Origin of the sequence: Haloferax denitrificans ATCC 35960 (assembly GCF_000337795.1) — an archaeon.
Lineage (GTDB): Archaea > Halobacteriota > Halobacteria > Halobacteriales > Haloferacaceae > Haloferax > Haloferax denitrificans.
This window is the reverse complement of the sequence record NZ_AOLP01000006.1, coordinates 32,983-51,134: the sequence shown is the minus strand read 5'-3', so window position 1 is coordinate 51,134 and position 18,152 is coordinate 32,983. Positions and strand designations below refer to the sequence as shown.

Genomic DNA, 18,152 nt, shown 5'->3' with positions numbered 1-18,152 from the left:
GCCTGAAAAGATTCCGTGGTTTTGCGTCCCGAGTAAAGACTCGTCTTGGAAGCCAACTTCGACGTTTTTTCTCCTGCGACCATACAGGTTTATTGGAGGTTGATTTCTGAATACTAACAACTCAGGATACAGCCTCCAACTCATGTCATCCACAACATCTCCCTCACCTACTGAGTTCGTCGAAGAGGCCTTCGAGACGAAGGTTTCTGACGACGAAGTCACCGACCTCATTGACGTACTTGACGAGACGATTGCGAATCTCCGGAAGCAAATCAAAGACGAGACGCTCGGGAAGATGCTCCGGGCCGGAGCCGGTTCCTACCTGCTTCGGGGAAGCATGACCCGCGACGGTCTCCAACCCGAGTCCTTCACCCAAGACGCCGTCATCAATCCGCTCCTTGACGCGCTCGGTCACGAGTATTCGACCGAAGCGGGTGGACTCTCGGGCGGGCGGACGATGGTTGCAGACTACACGGTTTCCCTTCGGGACTATGCTGACATCGACTCCACACGCCTGCTCATCGAGGCCGAACCAATCAACAAAGACCTCGATAGCCGGGAACACGGCGTCGGCCAGGTCCGAGACTGGCTGAGCCAACGGGAATTCGAATCCGACTTCGGCTTCGCCACCGACGGCCTCCGGTGGTACTTCGTCCGCTACGACCCGGACACCTATACCCACAACATTATCGAGGAAGTGGATTTACAGCCGGTTTTCGTCGCCCTCTTCGAGAACCAGACCGGCAAGCAGGAACCACCGACAGAAGCCCTCTTCGACGCCGACCGGGAGCGAGTCGTCCGGCTCATCCGCACCTTCGAGTTCGAGAACTTCACGTCCATCGCGGGGGACGCCCGGCAGGTCATCAAGCAGACCCAAGAGGAGATTACCGACGAGTTTTACGACGACTACATCCGGTTCGTCTTCGGCGTCGTCAGCGACGACGAGACGACTTCCCGCTCGCTCATCGGCGACGGCGTCATGCCCCCCGAGGAGGCGACCGAAGAGGACACCCGCCTGTTCGCGGTCGAACTGATGAACCGGCTCATCTTCATCAAGTTCCTCGAAGACAAATCTCTCGTCCAGCCGAACCTGCTTCGGACGCTGAAAGATACCTATGAGAACGGCATTTACGGGGGCACCTTCTACGACGAGTTCCTGCAACTACTCTTCTACGACGTGATGAACAACAAGCCGGAAGACCGGCCATCGACCGTCCAGAACATCGACCTGTTCAATGGCATCCCGTACCTCAACGGCGGTCTCTTCCGACCAACCATCAACGGCGACGACTTCGACGAAGACGACTTCGACGTTCGGAACTCCGTTCTCTACTCCATCATCGACCTGCTGGAAGGGTACAGTTTCTCCGCAGGCGGCGCACCCACTGACCTCGACCCCAGTATCCTCGGTAACGTCTTCGAGAAAACGATCAACTACATCACCAGCGACAACGCCGACACCAACAAGGAACTCGGAGCGTACTACACCCCGAGCGAGATCACCCGCTTCTGCGCTGAAGAGACCGTTCGCCCGGCGCTGTTAGACCGCTTCCAGACCACGCTTGTCGAAGAGTGCGACTGGCCCGAACACTCCGTCACGGGGTTCGAGTCGGTGTACGAACTCATCGACGAACTGCCGGGACGCTGGGGGACGATAAGCGCCCTTCTCGCCACGGTGGACGACTTCCGAGTGGTTGACCCTGCGATGGGGAGTGGACACTTCCTCACGTCGGTTCTCGAAGAAATCGTCAACATCCGAAAGGCGCTGTACGCCCGCAACGAGCAGTATCCCGACGAGTATCGCCTGAAGAAGACGACCGTTCTCAACAACGTCTACGGCGTCGATATCGTCGGCCCGGCGGTCGAAATCGGCAAGCTCCGTCTGTGGCTCTCGGTCATTTCCGAACTGACCGAAGAGAACGTGGACGAACTCGCCGACGACGACGCCCTCGCACTCCCGAACATCGCCTTCAACCTCCGCGCTGGAAACAGCCTCATCGGGTACACCGGCTTCCCCGAGACGACCGACAACGGGGAATACACGCTCGGGAGTTTCAGCGAAGACACCGTTCGAGACCGCTACCGGAACATCATCGAGGACATCCAGAAGCACGAGCAGGCCATTGACAGCGAGACCGCCGAAGAGTACCGGCAGAGTGCCCTGAAGAAACTTGAGAAGGCTCGTAAGGAACTGATAGACGACATTCACGCCGACTTCGTCGCCGCCGGAATCAACGACATCACGCCTGAAGCGGTCGAAGCCATGCAACCGTTCAACTGGGTGCTGGAGTTCGCCGAAGTGTACGCCGATGGTGGGTTCGATGTAATTGTGGGGAACCCGCCATGGGACAGAATCAAACCGCTCCGAGACGATTTCTTCTCTCGATACGACCGAGAGTTCAGAACGTACCTTCCCGAGGCGAAGGACGCCCGCCAAGAGGAACTGCTCGGCGACCCGGTAATCGCCGAGGGGTGGGAAGACTACAAACGGAACATCAAGATTCAGGCAGACTACTTCAACAATTCTGAAACCTACGAACTCCAGCGACCGACTATTGCTGGTCGAACAGAAGGGACAGAAAACGACCTGTCTGCGCTCTTCTTGGAACGGGTCTTCCAGATTGCGCGAGATGATGGGTACGTCGCTCAAATCCTTCCCGGAACCATCTTCACAGGTTCATCTGGCAAAGACCTCCGGACTCACTTACTTGATAACACCCGAGTCGATGTGATGGCACACTTCATGAATCACGGAATTTTTGATAATATCGACACTCGGTACAAGTTCACCGTCATAACGTTCGAAAATAGAGGACAAACGGAAGAAATTCGAAGCCTGTATCGGGAAGGCGACGTTGATGTTCTCCAGAGTCTAAACGAAGACGCGTTCTGGACGCCCCGTGCTGTTTTGGAACAGTACTCTCCGGAGGCGCGAGTGTTCCCATTACTGAAATCAGAATCAGAGAGTGAAGTACTTGAAACCATAATTCAGCACCCATCAATTAGTGAGCAATCAACCGGGAATTGGAGTGCGAAACCCTATCGTGAACTCGACCGAACGAATGATGCAGACCGGTTTGTTGAGTCAGAAAGTGCGGGAGATTATCCTGTTCTTGGGGGGAAGAATATCTATCAATTCGTTCACGACTCAACGTATCTCGATATTGATAGCCCAGAGTTTTGGAGTGTTGAAAACCCGCCTGAAAAGAGCGCAAAATACCGAGTCCGTGAGAAGAGCCTCCCCAAATTAAAACGAGCCGTCTATGATGCTTTTGATGGAACTGGTTCACAGGTCGGCTTCGTAAACGGCCTCTTGGAGGAACGGAGAGGAGAACCCCTCTCTAAAAAAGACGTACTCCTTGACTGTACAGAGTACCGTATCGTGTATCGTGACATCACGAGTGCAACAAATGAGAGAACCTTGGTTGCCTCAGTTATTCCAAAGGGAATAGTGTGTCACAACAAACTCCACACTATTCGTCCCTATACACTGAACCCCAGTGACCAAGACCTCGATAAGCCTACTCTCCACGACGTTTACGAGCGAGTCTTTGATGACCGAGAACTGTTCGTTGCACTCGGTCTCATCAACAGCATACCGTTCGACTTCTTGATGAAGACAAAAATTGACACAACTGTTGTCATGTACAAATTCGAGGAGTCACAAGTACCGAAATTGACCAAAGGCGATGACTGGTTCGACTACATCTGGACTCGCGCGGCCCGGCTCAACTGCTACGGGGACGCCTTTGAGGAGATGCGAGAGCGACTGGGTGGCATCGAACCGGCGACAGACATGGACGAGCGTCGGGAGGTACAGGCCGAACTCGACGCCGCCGCGTTCCACGCTTACGGTCTCGACCGGGAGCAGACCGCCTTCGTGCTGGCGGACTTTCACCAGGTGCAGAATCCTCGTTTGATGAACGATGCCTACTTCGAGATGGTACTGGAGAAGTACGACGAACTCGCCTGAACCAATTCAGAGGTTAGCTTACAACCGGAAGTTTGCTTAACCATCGAACTCGTGTGTATGACCACCTGTCGGATCTGAATATACACGGCGTGTTGCAGCTGGAGGATAACAGGAGTGATTGTACCGTGTCTGGATTGGCTAAAAATATGTGGTTCTGCGGGCTTTATTTATTTCGTTACATTGGCCGACGATGGATTTACCATCAGTTCCTACACATAACTTGTAATGACAAATCGGTCCCCTCAAACGAATTCTAGAACACCTGAACGTCAGGCTGACATCAACCCGGGCACGTACGTACTGCATGGTCGTGGGAACCGGCGACTTACCGATGTCAAGGTGAATCGGTACGAACTGCGTGTCGATGGTGGTGTCGAAAACCACTGGGACAGTCAATCATTCACCTCATCTGCGGCGTACTACCTAGACCGCACTCACGGAACACCTGTTGCATCAGCTGGCCCGCTGAGTGTAATCTCCGTCACTGGGCTCTCGAAACCGGTGAACGTCTGGGGGAAACGAGTAACACCGGTGAAAACGGAGACTGTCCAGTTAGATCCGAAAAAGAAACGTGACCGAGAGCACCTCCGTGCTTTTGTTCAATCTTGTCTCCGGCGAGCGGTCCCAGATGACACCTATGCATACAAATTCATCAATGATATCGTCAGAAACGACCCTGCGTTCTCCACCGGTACCGATGGATTTGCTGCACATCCCAAACACGAGGTCAAGGTACAGATAGCTAGTGATGGTACTGTATTAGCTCATGTCGAATCAGGGTACTCTATTAAGTCCAAATCGACACTTGACAATTTGTACTCCCCCGGTAGCCAGTTGCCGAACATGAAGGTCGCCCATGATACAGACCGCTATGCTAAGGAAGGACAAGGATGGCTAAAAGGCTGGAGTGAGTTCAACTATACTGATTATATCCGCGATGTCGGTTCATCCATCGCCGAACTTCATGAGGGAACTGCTGACGAAGACTGGAGGCAACGTCTCATTGAGGAAAATCCACGGCTTGTCAAGGTCAAATATGGAAATATGGTTGGTAACCAACTACCTCACTTCCTCCGATTATCTCCACGACCGGAACAAGTGCAGAGGCAGGATTACGACTTCTTTTCCCAGTTTATCTCACGGCGTGCGATGATGCCTGATGAGAAGTATGATTATTCAAAATCATTCTTCGAGTCACTTTCGAGGCTGCCAGTCATCGATTTAGAATTTGAACCCGGCCCGACAAATCACCCATACAAACGAATTAACGTCCGAGAACAGAACACACGGCTTGTCTTCTCTGACGACCAACAGAGCAATACCCCGAGCGGCGGACTCCGCGAGTACGGGGTGTATGCTTCCCCAGGGAGGTACCGCGTCGGTCTCTTAATGCCTTCTCAGTGGGAAGAGACGCTACAGAAACTAACACCTCTTCTGGTAAAAGGCCTCAATAATATCGGAGCGCCCGCCGGGGTGACTGGCTACCATTACGGTCTCGGGGATATTTCGAATTACACGCCAGTTGCGCATGAGATCCGTAGTGAGACTGATGCTGTTGTTGCAGTCGTCCCTAATAAGGGGGCTGCAGATGATTTCGGTATCGATGACCCCCATCATGAGCTAAAACGGACATTGATGCGGAAAGGTATCCCCACTCAGATGCTCCAGAAGTCTAGCGCTCAGGAACTTATCAAGCAACGAGCTACACCAAATAATGATAAATTCCTGAACATCTTGAGCGCAATCGTTGCGAAAGCAGGTGGTACTCCTTGGCAAGTTGACTCTCTACCCGGTGAAACTGATGCTTTCATGGGTCTTGACGTGACGCGCGACTCAGAGAGTGGACAACATTCCGGAGCTAGCGCTAGTGTTGTACTTGCGGATGGAACAACCTTCGCAGCAGAATCGACAACCCAACAGGGAGGTGAAAAGTTTGCTGCTCGCCACGTTGAACAATTTGTTCGTGACCTTGTCGTTGACTTTGCGGAGGGTCAAGAAAGAGAGATTAACCGTGTGTGTATCATGCGCGACGGGAAGGTTCATGAAGATATTGACGCTGTACGAGAGGGACTCTCCGAGCTTGATGCCGAGATCGACATCGTAGGAGTTCGAAAGCGAGGGCAACCCCGAATCGCAGACTACAACGGAACCCGCTTCAAAATCGCATATAAGGGTATGGCCTTTGTCGACGCCGACCGCGACGAGGCAGTTATTCACGGATTTGGGAAACCTGAGATTAGAGATGACAACCCTGTTGGGACACCGCAGACTTTCAAACTCGTTCGACACTCGGGACCGACTGATATCGAGACCCTGGCAAGGCAGGCTTACTGGCTATCAGAAGTTCACGTCGGTAGCCCAGCCAAGAGTCCTCGACTTCCGATTCCAATTGAATATGCAGACAAAGCTGCAGAATATGTGCGCAAGGAATATGTTTCTCCTGGAAAGGTGATAAAAGGTCCTGCCTACATCTAATTGGCTGGCTTTGTTGAAATCCTCTTCACGTCTGGTGATTCGTTGAGACGTCTGTCTCGAAATTAATGGGTGAATTTGAAAGAGTAAGCTCAAGATCAAGTCTGTTTTTGTGACCCTTGAGGTCCGGTTACTATTTTCGAGTACGAAAACTCGTAGATGACCAGAATAGTGGGGCTAAGCTGTGCATTCGTCTATTCAGTGTAGCGCCCATGAAACGATTTCCTTTGAACACAGACCAGTTAATACAGTGCCAGCAACCCATCACCGATTGAGGGTTTCAACAAGGGTATTATCTTCAGTAGTCGGTGATTCAACCGGTAGTTGCGTCTTCAACTTTATTTAGAGCGGCACGAAGGAAGCTTATCGCTGCCGGCCGATGGAGCGGTTCGTTTTGATTCCCACATTGGCTGCTCATCAAGCATGCAGGACAACCAACGTCGCGCTCGCAGTCGCAGTTATCAATGCGCTCGACAGTACGCTGTGCAACCGACTGGAAGTTTTCGTAGACGCTGTGAGCGAAACCTACGCCGCCCTCAACCGCATCGTGAATGAACCACACCGGAGAGCCCACCTCGTTGTGGTGGAGTGTTGACAACCCACCCATATCGCTGTTGTCTAATCGGAGTTCCAGCGGTGCCATCTTGATCATACCATGTTCTCCCCCATGGAGGCCACCAGCCAAGGTATACTCTTCTTCACCCATCGATGCGAATTCACCGCTATCCTCCGGTTGGAGGTATGAGCTCCGCGGGATCTCATTCAATACCCTACTAACAATCTCCCGAGGGAACGCAATCCACATGACCTGTGTACGGAGCGAAATTGGTGCAAGATCAATGGGAATCATCGGTTCGACGATTTCCCCGGTGTACATGTCGATGACGTTGTAGGCGCTGTAATTGATATGCACCGTCCCCATCCCAGCACAGAGTTGATAGCCGCCACCTAGGTCATACGACCTCTCAACATCCAAGTCAGTGATCCGTTTGTTGTGGATTGCCTGGGTATAGTTCGCAGAATTTGACCGCTCAACGGTGACGTACGGGTTGATTCGGTCCTCAACGACTTCTTGGACTTCGTACTGGTCCCCGTCATAAAGCACCAATGCGCCGGGGTGATACTCGCGGTACACACGTTCTTTGTCAAGGGGCTCCATGTCGATCTCTCCATCTACCTGTCTCACGTCGTACTGTTCATCGGTGGTCGCATACATCGAAATCCCGCTCTGCGGTCGAGCGGTTCCGTTGTACTGTGCGCCCCGATCCAAGTCTCCGACTAGCTGCCCGGCTGCCTGCCACATGTTGATCGCTCGTGAAAGCCGATCCCTTGGTCCGAACCACTTGGTGTCAGCTTCAGTAAGTGGCCGTTCAGATGCAGCACAGAGAATGTGCTTGGCGTACACTGGGTTATTTGAAAGGTCGATGACGGCATCTTCTACGTTTTCTTCAAGCACGTAGTCGGGGTTGTTCAAAATATACTGGTCGATGGCGTCCGATTGGGGAACAAACACGGATAGCGAATCGGTGGTTCCCCGACCTGCACGGCCGATTCGCTGCCAAAAGGATTGCCGGGTACCGGGATACCCAGCGAGCACCGTCGCATCCATTGAACCTATATCGATTCCAAGCTCTAGTGCACTGGTCGATATCACTCCGTCGACTTGGCCAGCATTTAGCTGGTTCTCTACGGCACGTCGCTTCCGCTTACTGAGCCCAGCGTGGTATGGCTCCACGTCGATATATTTTCCATCAGGATGACTTCGGGCGGCTTCGATAGCGCGTTTGACGCCAATCTCGGTCCCCTGGCGCGAATCAGTGAACATCAGTGTTTGGACATCGTTCTTCGCTAGGTGGACTAGAGCACCTGCGGCTTCCTCATCGGAATTCCGTCGCATAGAGGGAAGAATCTCGTCTTCTTCCAACTCCTCGACCAAATCCCCCGTTTCTTGGAGTGGTGGTTGCCAGAAGCCAACCTCCCGTCGGCCGTGGGGACTACCGTCCTCGTCGATGATTTCGAATTCGGCTCCGGTCAGGTGCTCCGAATGTTCTCTGGGGTTTCCGATTGTGGCAGTTGAACAGACCAACTGTGGGTCTGAGCCGTAGTGGTCAAGAAGACGGCGGAGCCGGCGAATGACCCACGCGACGTGCATCCCATGAACTCCGGTATAGGTGTGGCATTCGTCGATGGCCATGAGTTCACAGTTTTTGAAGATATCACGCCATTTCATGTGTGAGTCAAGATACTGGTTGATGCCTGCAAAGTTTGAGATAACAACGTCAACTCGGTCTCTGATCAGTTTTTTCCGGTCATCTTTCGTATCACCATCATAGGTTTCAGCAACAGCGTCAATACCAAGCTGATCGAAGAGATCATTGACTTTCCGTTCTTGATTAACACTCAATGCTTTCGTGGGATACAGGAACAGGGCGCGAGCATCCGGATTCTGCATTTTCTGAAGACAAAAATAGAGCGTGTAGACCCAAGTTTTACCAGAAGAGGTGGACGTAGCGACAGTTACATTATTGCCTGACTGTAACTCGCGAATCGCCTCGGCTTGATGGCTGTAGAGATCGTTTTCGAGTAGGTCACCAAGCTCATCCGGTAACACATCCGTTGCTGGAACCGTGTTTGCCTTTCGAGGAGGGTCTGCGATTGTGTCTATAAGTTGTCCTTCGTAGTCGGGGAAGGTCTCTTCAAGGGTGTTGGCGTTCAGGACTGCGTCGAGTGATGGAGTTGTATTCTGGCTCATGGTTTAGAAATCACTAAGAGTTCCTTGTGACGTGGAGTTTTTATTTGACGAACGGGATCGACCCCCGCTCGACGTCATTCGGTTGGTGGATGCCTTTATTTGATTATAGATGTGTGCTAACGCCCGGACGTCGTCTTCGCAATATCGTTTGTGACGCTCCCAATCTAGCTCGGTAGCTGGGCAGGGATTCGCAGCATAACGCTGGAACAACCGGGCGACTTCAGCACCGGTTAGACCGGTATCGAATGGCTCCCAACCGAGTGCCTCCGCGACATCTTCCAATTTGTTTGTTAACCCAGGGAGGGTCGCGTTATTCTTTTTGACTGCCCAGTCGTAGAGATCGAAACGATACGAGCTTTCCCAGAGTTCGAGATATCTGGGGCAATGGTCGGCGATATGTTCGTTGATCACGGGGAAGTCAAAATTCCAGCCGTTATAGGCCACGATTGGCCGATCACGTCCGAACTCTGCGAGCCAAGACAGAAACGCCTCTAGTGCCACATCGGGTTTGTCTGGATCGGTCTCAATGAACGGCATATATCGGCCGTCTTGGTCTGGAAGGTAGACGCCGATAAGCCAGATAATCGTGGGATTGAGACCATCGGTTTCGATATCTATGAAAATCGGCTTACCTTCTGGTAGGCTCGCACCGGAGGCCTTTCGAATCTCCCCTTGTTCAATCACCTGTGCCGATTCGATAGCTGTTCGAGCTGTTGTCTGACCAAAGCCGGAAAGGCTCGAGATTTTCTTGACCGATGACATCGAAAGGTCTTGACGGGAATGTATGTTGGCCTCGCGGAGTGTTTCTATGCGTGTCCCACCAACTTGGTCAACGGCCCGCAAACCAAACCTCTCTAGTTTTCTAGTTTTTCCGCCGACAATACCGTTAGACTGGAGTTCGAAGTGTGCAATTCCAGCATAGCTTATTCCCTGCTGTTCATTGGCACTAGGCATAACGCCCTGGACATCGACACCTTGCCACTCCGCACGATACTCTGGGTTTGCTTTGATTGTGAGGTGGGTGAATTCACCAACGGCATTGCGCTCGGCGAGTGTGTCCCGGTAGGCTGCAAGACCATCGAGACGCGCCTCCAAATCGATGAGGTTGACAGAAACTGCAAGTTGATCCGACAGAAGATATACCTCGGAGCTTTCCTGTCTTAGGTTCTGTTGCGTATTCTGTATGAGCGTCTCAAGGTCTGCGGGAGTGGAGACCCAGACCAGCTGAATATCATTGTCCCCCGCTATTTCGATTGGCTCACCGGAGTTGAGCGGTTGGGTCATCACATGCACAGAGTCGTCAAGTTCTGTGCTCAAGAATGGCTCGTGGATTCGGTTGGGGGTGAAGATGACATCGGAATCGAAGTAGCGGACAATGTCTTGGAGCTGGTTCCCTCCACAACGCTGCATTGTCACCTCTGGGAGGACCGTCAACCCAATCATGAATCGACACCTGTCCGAGTGTCCCACATGGTTTCTCTTCGGTACAATTCTGGATTTGATCCCATTCGAGGCTTATTGTTAGAATTATTCATGAGTGGGTTACCTGCGTACTTCCCCTTGGGCCAGCGCTAGGTCACACTCGGTGTTGAAGCGACAACTGACACACTGCTTCCAGTGATTGGCACCTGATGGCTTTCCCCCGTCACGCCAGAAGGCTGCGTATGCTCGAAGTTGCTTACCTCTCTCTGTGTCTCGTTCGTATGCAAGCGGATGTTGGCGGATATTCGGGTGTATTGGTGACTTCTCGTTGAGCTTGATAGCGACGTCGTCGCCATCTTCGCCTGCGAGTAAGAGTTGTGCCCTGCTCACCTCGACGGCGTTGAACTTTGACTGTGAATATTTGAGATAGCGAATGGAGAGGCCTGAAACATCAAATCCGATTCGGTCCAACAGGTTTCCATGACACCATAAGAGGAACTGCTCGTTCGGGAAGAGCTCTTCAAGATATCGACCTTTCGTCACGCCACGAACGAGTGTCAACTGGACCGGCCGCCCATCTACGAACCGTAGAAAGGTCGGCCGCCCTATCAAGATCATGTTCACGAGCTCATGAGCGAGCGGCGGATAGAGCAACGAGACATCCTCCGATTGAATGTCGTCCCAGGCATCTGCAAGTGTGTACTCACCACTGGTCGTCCCCGTCGTCTCGACCAGTTCGTTGTGCTGTTCTTGTGCACGAATTAGGCGCTCTGGTAGAGATTCCTCATCCGGGGTTTCCGCGCGTTCGAATTGCGCTTTTTGCTCGCAGTAGTGTTGGGTCTCTATGGTACTGAGCGGGATGATTCGCTCTAAGTCGGCTTCCGATATCGACTCGAAGAGTGCCAACTGTTGACGTGCAATCTTGGCGGGTGTTGTTGAGTGCGTTCGGTCGCCAGCCATGTGACAACTTACTCAGGCATACCCCATAGGGCTCCCTATTTTTCAAAATCGGCCGCTGTCTGCCGATTCAAGTAATCATGATGATACTTCATTTAAGTACTAACTATCAAATTCATTTTCAAAAATCACAGGTTCGATAGCATCATTAGGTCCGCCACTGGTTCATCAAGAGCCGTCTGTGTCAATGGCTTGAGGGCTGAAAATAGGGGCTAATACGTCTCGCTGGCCGGTGACTTGATAGCCCCTAAATCAGCCAGCTAATTGAGAACAATTCTATCGATCGAATGCTGCTTCCAACTTCTCATACATCCTCCTCCGCCGAGCCTTCCGCTCTTGCTCCCTCGATAGATAGTTCCGTAGCACAACCTCCGTCGACGAACTCCCCTGGTCTTCAGCAACACCCTCTAGCCCCTCAAGAACCTCACCAACGGCTTCCTGATACGCCGAGTACCAGAACCGACGCCCCATCTTCGGCGTGGGCGTACCCCCATCGACGACCACGCCAGCAGTGTCAGCGAGCTGCTTGAACCGACGACGTATCGTGCTAACTGACACGTGCCCCGTCGACGATGACCGAGAGGGGAACAGATACCCATTCCACGTCTCACGGTCAGAGAGCGAATCAATCCGATCAGCGACGACATCCACGCCATACAGCAGCGTCACTTCACCAGGGCCGTTCTTGCGCTCTCCATCCCCGAACGACAGATGGGGGTCCTCTGCATCCAAGGCCACCTGTTCGACGTGCAACGCGGCGACCTCTGAAGGTCGTAACCCCCACCCAGCGAGTGCAACGACGAGTAACTCCGCCTCGGGCGAATCTACCTCGCCGTAGATTCGACGCACTTGCGATGCGGACAATGCCTGTGGGTCTGGTTCACTGGCTTCCCAGCCGAACTCTTCGCCGGCCTCTGAAAGTGGGTTGTACTTCGCGTACTTCCGGCGTTTCACGAACGCATACCACGCTCTTGCGACGTGCAGGTACTCGAGCTTCGACCGATCGGTCGATAGCTCCTCGTCGAAGACGTCGAGGACGGCGAGACAGCGTTCTATCTCTCGCGGTTGCTGGTCTAACTCAGACAGTGGTTCGAGCAACGCATCTGTCCCGTGCAGCTCCCGGTACGTCCGAACCCACTTGGCCAACCTCGTCCGATGGGTCTCAACGGTACTCTCTGCCCGTCCACCACGAGTCTCTATCGATGTGAGGTACGCGTTGAGCGCGTTCACCGTGTCGTCGTGGTCAACGTTCCATTCCCACTCCTCAGATGCATCGTCTTCGAGGCCGACGACGTCGACGAAGAACTGCTTGGGTGTGAGGTCGTGATGCTCGCGTAGCGCGTACGCGATGCCACTGTATCCGTGTTCGGTGAGCCACTCGTAGGTCGGAACGTCGCGGTCCTCATCGAACCCATCGCGATATCGTTTCGGCGCAATGTCTTGCCAGTAGACGTCGACAAGTTCGTCGAGGTCCATACGCGACCAGTTGTAGCGACGACTTCGTGGCTCGTTCTCTGAAGGCGTCTCTTCGCCCTCCAATCCCTGGTAATCAGTCCGCTGATTCACGCCTGCTCACCGGCAAGTGACCCTCTCGCTGCGTGTTGAGGTGTTTTTGAATGCAGGATATTCATCGGTCTACGACAATCTCACACATAGTTAATACTTTGGCTTATGCAGGTGTGACTGAATATTCTGTTGATGAGGAGATGCTTTGGGAATAATAAAAACAACACTATGGTTCGCAGTACGCTTACCCTAAGGCTGAACTTTGCAACCATGTGTCAATGGAGTACACGACACTTGGCAACACAGGATTGGAAGTGAGTCGCCTCGCGCTGGGCTGCATGAGTTTCGGTTCAAGCGACTGGCGAGAGTGGGTTCTCGACGAAGAAGAGAGCCTCGAGATTATTGACCGAGCAATCGACCTTGGGATCAACTTCTTCGATAACGCGAACCTCTATTCTCAAGGCGAGAGTGAACGCGTCCTTGGGAAGGCCTTGGATGGACGTCGAGACGAGATGGTCGTCACGACGAAGTGTTACTACCAGATGGACGAAGACGACCCCAACTCACAAGGGCTCTCTCGGAAGGCCATCGAGCAGGAGCTCGACAACTCACTCGACCGACTTGGGATGGATACCGTCGATATTTTCATGGCACACCGCTGGGATTACGACACTCCCATCGACGTGTCTCTGAAAGCGTTCGACGATGCGGTCCGTCGTGAGAAGACCCGATACATCGGCACGTCGTCGATGTGGGCACACCAGTTCGCAGATGCGCTTCGCACGAGTTCAGAACTCGACCTCGAACGGTTCGAGGTCATGCAAAACCACTACAACTTGCTCTACCGGGAAGAAGAGCGCGAGATGTACAAACTGACTGAAGATAAGGACGTGGGTGTCATGACCTACAGCCCACTAGCTCGTGGAAACCTCGCAATGCCATTTGACGAGTTCGAGGACACGAAACGCGGGAACTCAGACCCATGGGCCCACGATTATCCGTACCGCGAGGGTGGGGGCTCCGAAATCAACCGCCGTGTGCAAGAACTCGCTGCGGAGAAAGGAGTGACGATGGCCCAGATATCTCTCGCGTGGATCTTGCACAAAGAGCACGTCGACGTCCCGATTATTGGTTGTAATTCCATCGAACATCTCGAACAATCGGTCGCTGCCTTGGATATTTCGCTGTCTGACTCGGATATGGAGTGGCTCGAAGAACCGTACGAACCGCTGCCAATCGCTGGTCACGAATAACCCTCGTAATATCAGCCGACGTTTCCTATTTTAAACGTGGACTGTGTTTGGGTGAATAGTAAACTGGTTGTAGGATAGTAGACAATATATGTCCAGCCAGGTACTCGTCCCAGTGGATAACTTCGCTCCATGGGCACGTTCGGTCGCAAAGACGGTTATCGAGATGGAATCGTCGGACGAGATGTCGGTTCGTCTCCTTCATGTATTCGACGAGGGTGAGCATCAGTCGACGATAGACAATCTCGCAATCGATGGTGATCCATCCCTCGACGAACTCGCAGCTCGGAAATCGGCGGTTAGTGCTGCGAAAGCGTTGCTTCAGGAAGCGGACTTCACTACGGACATTGAGGGCGTAAAATCAGACAAACCAGGCAAAGCGATTCTATCAACTGCAGAGGAACACGACGTCGACCGTCTGTACGTATACAGTCGGAAACGGAGTCCAGTTGGGAAGGCGGTATTCGGCAGCAGTAACCAGTATCTATTGTTCAATGCAGATGTCCCCATCGTCGTCCTTCCAGCCGATGCTGCTGCAGAGTACGCTCCTAACAGAGAATCGCTGCCCGAGATCGAAAAGTAGTCGTCAACTCAGTTGGGTTGTGTGAGGTTCATATACCGAACTACGAACGAGACGATCTGTCGTTCCGCCTTCCGAAGATGCTGCGAAGCGGTAGTTTTTGCGACACCAACCTCGTCCGCTAATTCTTTGAGCGTGATTTCGCGCGGCATGTCGTAATATCCCTCCTCAAGTGCAGTATCGAGTAATTCGCGCTGTCGCGGTGGGAGTGAACTGAGCAGGCTCTGCCACTCGGTGACACTTGGAACCACGTAACTACTGAAGCTCTGTGTGATTCGGTCGACGCTGACGGGCCCGAACTCACGGAGGAGACTGACGGCGTCGGAGATACTGTCCCGGTCTTCGACGAGCAAGTCGTACGTCATCTCACCGTTGTCCAACTCACCAAAGGCACCGTAGGGGAGATATCCCTCATAGAGGAGAATTTGAAGTGGAGTGTATTCGTGGTACAACCCGTTGATCACGATGGTTGCTGTGGACCGCTTTCCGTAATCAGTTTCGCGGATTTCGATGACTTCCATCGACTCTGTGTGTCTGTGGTTCCGTATCGTCTCGAGAACTTCGTCACAGTCCTCGGACGCGACGTCGAGTGTCACGACGCCCAGATATTGGCGGTTTCTGAACGTGGTCGCTAGAAATTGGCCGAAGACGTCTTTGTCGCGTAACTCCGCCGTCCAATCTCCCTCGTATTTGACCCGAATTTTCACGTTGAGCATGAGCGTAGGGAATCACTGGGCCTTCGTAATTCTATGGTGCCCGATAGTAGTGGGTTTATACGGGACACCATGTTTGCCCGAATCGTCATCTCTTGAGCTTGGAAACATCCGTTCGATGACGCAGGAGACGCTCTCAACCACGACTGCCGACTACGGATTAGTAATTGATGGCGAGGTCGTCGACAGTCAGTCCGGTGAACTGTTCGACGCTGTCGACCCAGCAACGGAGGAAGTGATTGCTACGGTTGCTGCTGCACAGACCGAAGACGTTGTGGATGCCGTTGATGCAGCACGAGATGCCTTCCCTGATTGGAAAGCCACCCCTCCGCAGGAACGAGGTCGACTCCTAAACGAGCTCGCACGCCGAATTCGCGAGCAAGAAGACGAGTTGGCACGGTTAGAAACATTGGACAACGGCAAACCAATCTCACACGCTCGTTCGGACGTCGAAGTGTGTGCTCGGTACTTCGAGTACTACGCCGGAATTGCCGACAAAATTCACGGCGACAGCATTCCACTGACCAGTGAATACGCAGATTATACGATACGAGAACCTCTCGGTGTCACCGGCCAGATAATCCCGTGGAACCTCCCGACGAATATCTTTGGGCGGTCGGTTGCACCGGCGCTCGCTTCTGGCAATGTCTCGGTAGTGAAACCTGCCGAACAGACACCGCTCACAGCTGTCGAAATCGGTAAGTTGGCACTCGAAGTAGGCATTCCTGCAGGGGTTCTTAACGTCGTCCCTGGATTCGGGGCCGAAGCAGGTGCTGCGCTCTCGTCGAATCCAGATGTCGACGGAATCAGTTTCACTGGGTCAGTCCCCACAGGACAGGAAGTGATGCGTACTGCATCGGACAACATCACCGAGGTTCATCTTGAACTCGGTGGGAAGAGTCCAAACGTGGTCTTCCCAGACGCGGACATGGAAACTGCTCTCGATGGTGCGATAACAGGTATCTTCGCGAACGCGGGTCAGGTTTGTTCTGCTGGGTCCAGACTACTGGTTCACGAAGATATCCACGACGAGTTCGTCAGCCGCCTCGCTGACAGAGCCTCGTCGCTGTCTGTTGGCCCAGGCATCGACGACAACGATATGGGTCCACTCGTCTCTGAGGGCCACCTCGAAAAGGTCACGCGATATCTCGAGGTCGGACGCAATGAAGTCGGAGAACCGGTCACAGGTGGGGACGTCATCGACAGGGACGGGTATTTTGTTGAGCCAACAATCTTCGATGGCGTGTCGAACGACATGCGAATCGCTCAAGAAGAGATATTCGGACCGGTTCTGTCGGTCATTCCGTTCGCTGACGAGGAGGAAGCCATCGAACTTGCGAACGACGTGAATTACGGTCTTGTTGCCGGTGTATTCACCGAGAATCTCGGCCGTGCACATAGGTTCGCCCGTGACGTGCGCGCAGGCCAGATATTCATCAATGAATGGTTTGCCGGTGGCGTTGAGACGCCATTCGGTGGATTCAAAGACAGTGGGTTCGGGCGGGAGAAAGGTCTCGCTGCAATCGACTCGTATACGCAGACGAAGAACGTCTGTGCCAACATCGAACAGCGGTAACATCTAATTCTCGATGTGAGGTGTCGACGACGGCGCCTCACACTGTCGTCTCTACTTAAAAGCCGACACTATGTTTGCCCGAACAGGTTAGCAAGCAACCCGAATTGGATACACTGTCGTGAGCGTTGAAACTGCCAAGCGGTACTTCGAACTGATGGATAGCTCTGACGCTGGAACCGAAGATGTCCTTGAGTTGTACGCAGAGGACGCCGTCGTCAAATCGCCTCGGAAAGGTGTCATTGAAGGAAAAGACGAGATTCGACAGTTCTACGAAGCCAACAGCGAGTTCTTTGTCGGTGGTGAGCACGTGATGCAACAGTTCCATGAGGACGGCGACACCGTTGTCTGTGAGGGATTGCTCGACGGCGAGACTGCTGCGGGGCGTGAATTCGAAGGGATCGCCCTCACCGACATCATGACATTTGATTCAGACGATAAAATCACAGAGTTCCGCGCGTATCTCGACTACAGCGCCATTTTGAGCGAACTCCCCAGCGACGACGAGGTACCATCCTTCCACGGAAACTGATCGACTCCTCTACGTGAGCCACTGGCCCCCCCCCGCTACACGGTTACTGCGGGGCGCTTTCATCTTTCGCTGAACCCACTGCACAGAACGAGTAGTATGGAATGTCGTATACTTCTCGCAGAAATCAGCCGAGAAAGCCTACGACATTAGTCGTAGGATGAACCGGCGCATGATACTGTAACGTGTTCGTCGTTGTAATGGGTGCTATCCGACGCGGTACATCCGCGCCCACATCGAGACAATCGGACAGTATCGGATTTCCCAACCGAGAACCGGAGGTATCCTCTTCAGGATAGGTTGGATACCGACAGTGAACCACCTCGGGGTCAAGCCCTGAGGCATTCGCCTCGACCGCCTGTAAATCTCCCAAGTCAGCGGGCCGTTGCTCGTGGGGAGCCATCACAAAAGGCCATAGCTCATGT

At 53.2% G+C, this 18,152-nt stretch carries 11 protein-coding genes; 6 read left to right on the top strand and 5 right to left on the bottom strand.

Annotated features, from left to right (window positions below; all coding sequences use genetic code 11):
- The first annotated feature begins 142 nt into the window (after window positions 1-142).
- Both C438_RS05000 and C438_RS18995 read left to right on the top strand, forming a co-directional pair.
- Window positions 143-3,973: an Eco57I restriction-modification methylase domain-containing protein gene (locus tag C438_RS05000; protein ID WP_004968198.1), complete on the top strand. Its 3,831-nt coding sequence runs from the start codon at window positions 143-145 to the stop codon at window positions 3,971-3,973.
- 339 nt (window positions 3,974-4,312) lie between these two features.
- The gene (locus tag C438_RS18995; RefSeq protein ID WP_239640643.1) at window positions 4,313-6,448 is read left to right on the top strand and encodes a Piwi domain-containing protein; all 2,136 of its coding nucleotides are present in this window, start codon (window positions 4,313-4,315) and stop codon (window positions 6,446-6,448) included.
- 310 nt (window positions 6,449-6,758) lie between these two features.
- On the opposite strand, the gene C438_RS04985 is transcribed toward C438_RS18995, so the two are convergent.
- The 4 genes from C438_RS04985 to C438_RS04970 all read right to left on the bottom strand — a co-directional run bounded on the left by C438_RS04985 (window position 6,759) and on the right by C438_RS04970 (window position 13,052).
- On the bottom strand, window positions 6,759-9,197 hold the full coding sequence (locus C438_RS04985) for a DEAD/DEAH box helicase (protein ID WP_049917751.1): 2,439 nt from the start codon (window positions 9,195-9,197) through the stop codon (window positions 6,759-6,761).
- A 3-nt stretch (window positions 9,198-9,200) separates the two neighbouring features.
- The gene (locus C438_RS18990; protein ID WP_239640648.1) at window positions 9,201-10,607 is read right to left on the bottom strand and encodes a ribonuclease H-like domain-containing protein; all 1,407 of its coding nucleotides are present in this window, start codon (window positions 10,605-10,607) and stop codon (window positions 9,201-9,203) included.
- Window positions 10,608-10,739: 132 nt separating this feature from the next.
- Window positions 10,740-11,579 (bottom strand): hypothetical protein, encoded by an 840-nt coding sequence (locus C438_RS04975; protein ID WP_049917749.1) that lies wholly within the window; start codon window positions 11,577-11,579, stop codon window positions 10,740-10,742.
- 273 nt (window positions 11,580-11,852) lie between these two features.
- Window positions 11,853-13,052 (bottom strand): tyrosine-type recombinase/integrase, encoded by a 1,200-nt coding sequence (locus C438_RS04970; protein WP_004968193.1) that lies wholly within the window; start codon window positions 13,050-13,052, stop codon window positions 11,853-11,855.
- 308 nt (window positions 13,053-13,360) lie between these two features.
- Here C438_RS04970 and C438_RS04965 point away from each other — a divergent pair, with 308 nt between their 5' ends.
- Together C438_RS04965 and C438_RS04960 are read left to right on the top strand one after the other, a co-directional pair.
- The gene (locus C438_RS04965) at window positions 13,361-14,335 is read left to right on the top strand and encodes an aldo/keto reductase (RefSeq protein WP_004968192.1); all 975 of its coding nucleotides are present in this window, start codon (window positions 13,361-13,363) and stop codon (window positions 14,333-14,335) included.
- 88 nt (window positions 14,336-14,423) lie between these two features.
- Window positions 14,424-14,915, top strand: coding sequence for a universal stress protein (locus tag C438_RS04960; RefSeq protein ID WP_049917748.1), 492 nt, complete (start codon window positions 14,424-14,426; stop codon window positions 14,913-14,915).
- Between the two features lie 8 nt (window positions 14,916-14,923).
- On the opposite strand, the gene C438_RS04955 is transcribed toward C438_RS04960, so the two are convergent.
- Entirely contained in the window at window positions 14,924-15,628 is a 705-nt protein-coding gene (locus C438_RS04955) for a helix-turn-helix domain-containing protein (RefSeq protein WP_004968190.1), read from the bottom strand.
- Between the two features lie 115 nt (window positions 15,629-15,743).
- On the opposite strand from C438_RS04955, the gene C438_RS04950 reads away from it, so the two are divergent.
- The gene (locus tag C438_RS04950) at window positions 15,744-17,201 is read left to right on the top strand and encodes an aldehyde dehydrogenase family protein (RefSeq protein WP_049917747.1); all 1,458 of its coding nucleotides are present in this window, start codon (window positions 15,744-15,746) and stop codon (window positions 17,199-17,201) included.
- A 118-nt stretch (window positions 17,202-17,319) separates the two neighbouring features.
- Window positions 17,320-17,730, top strand: coding sequence for a nuclear transport factor 2 family protein (locus tag C438_RS04945; protein ID WP_004968188.1), 411 nt, complete (start codon window positions 17,320-17,322; stop codon window positions 17,728-17,730).
- Window positions 17,731-18,152: the final 422 nt, after the last annotated feature.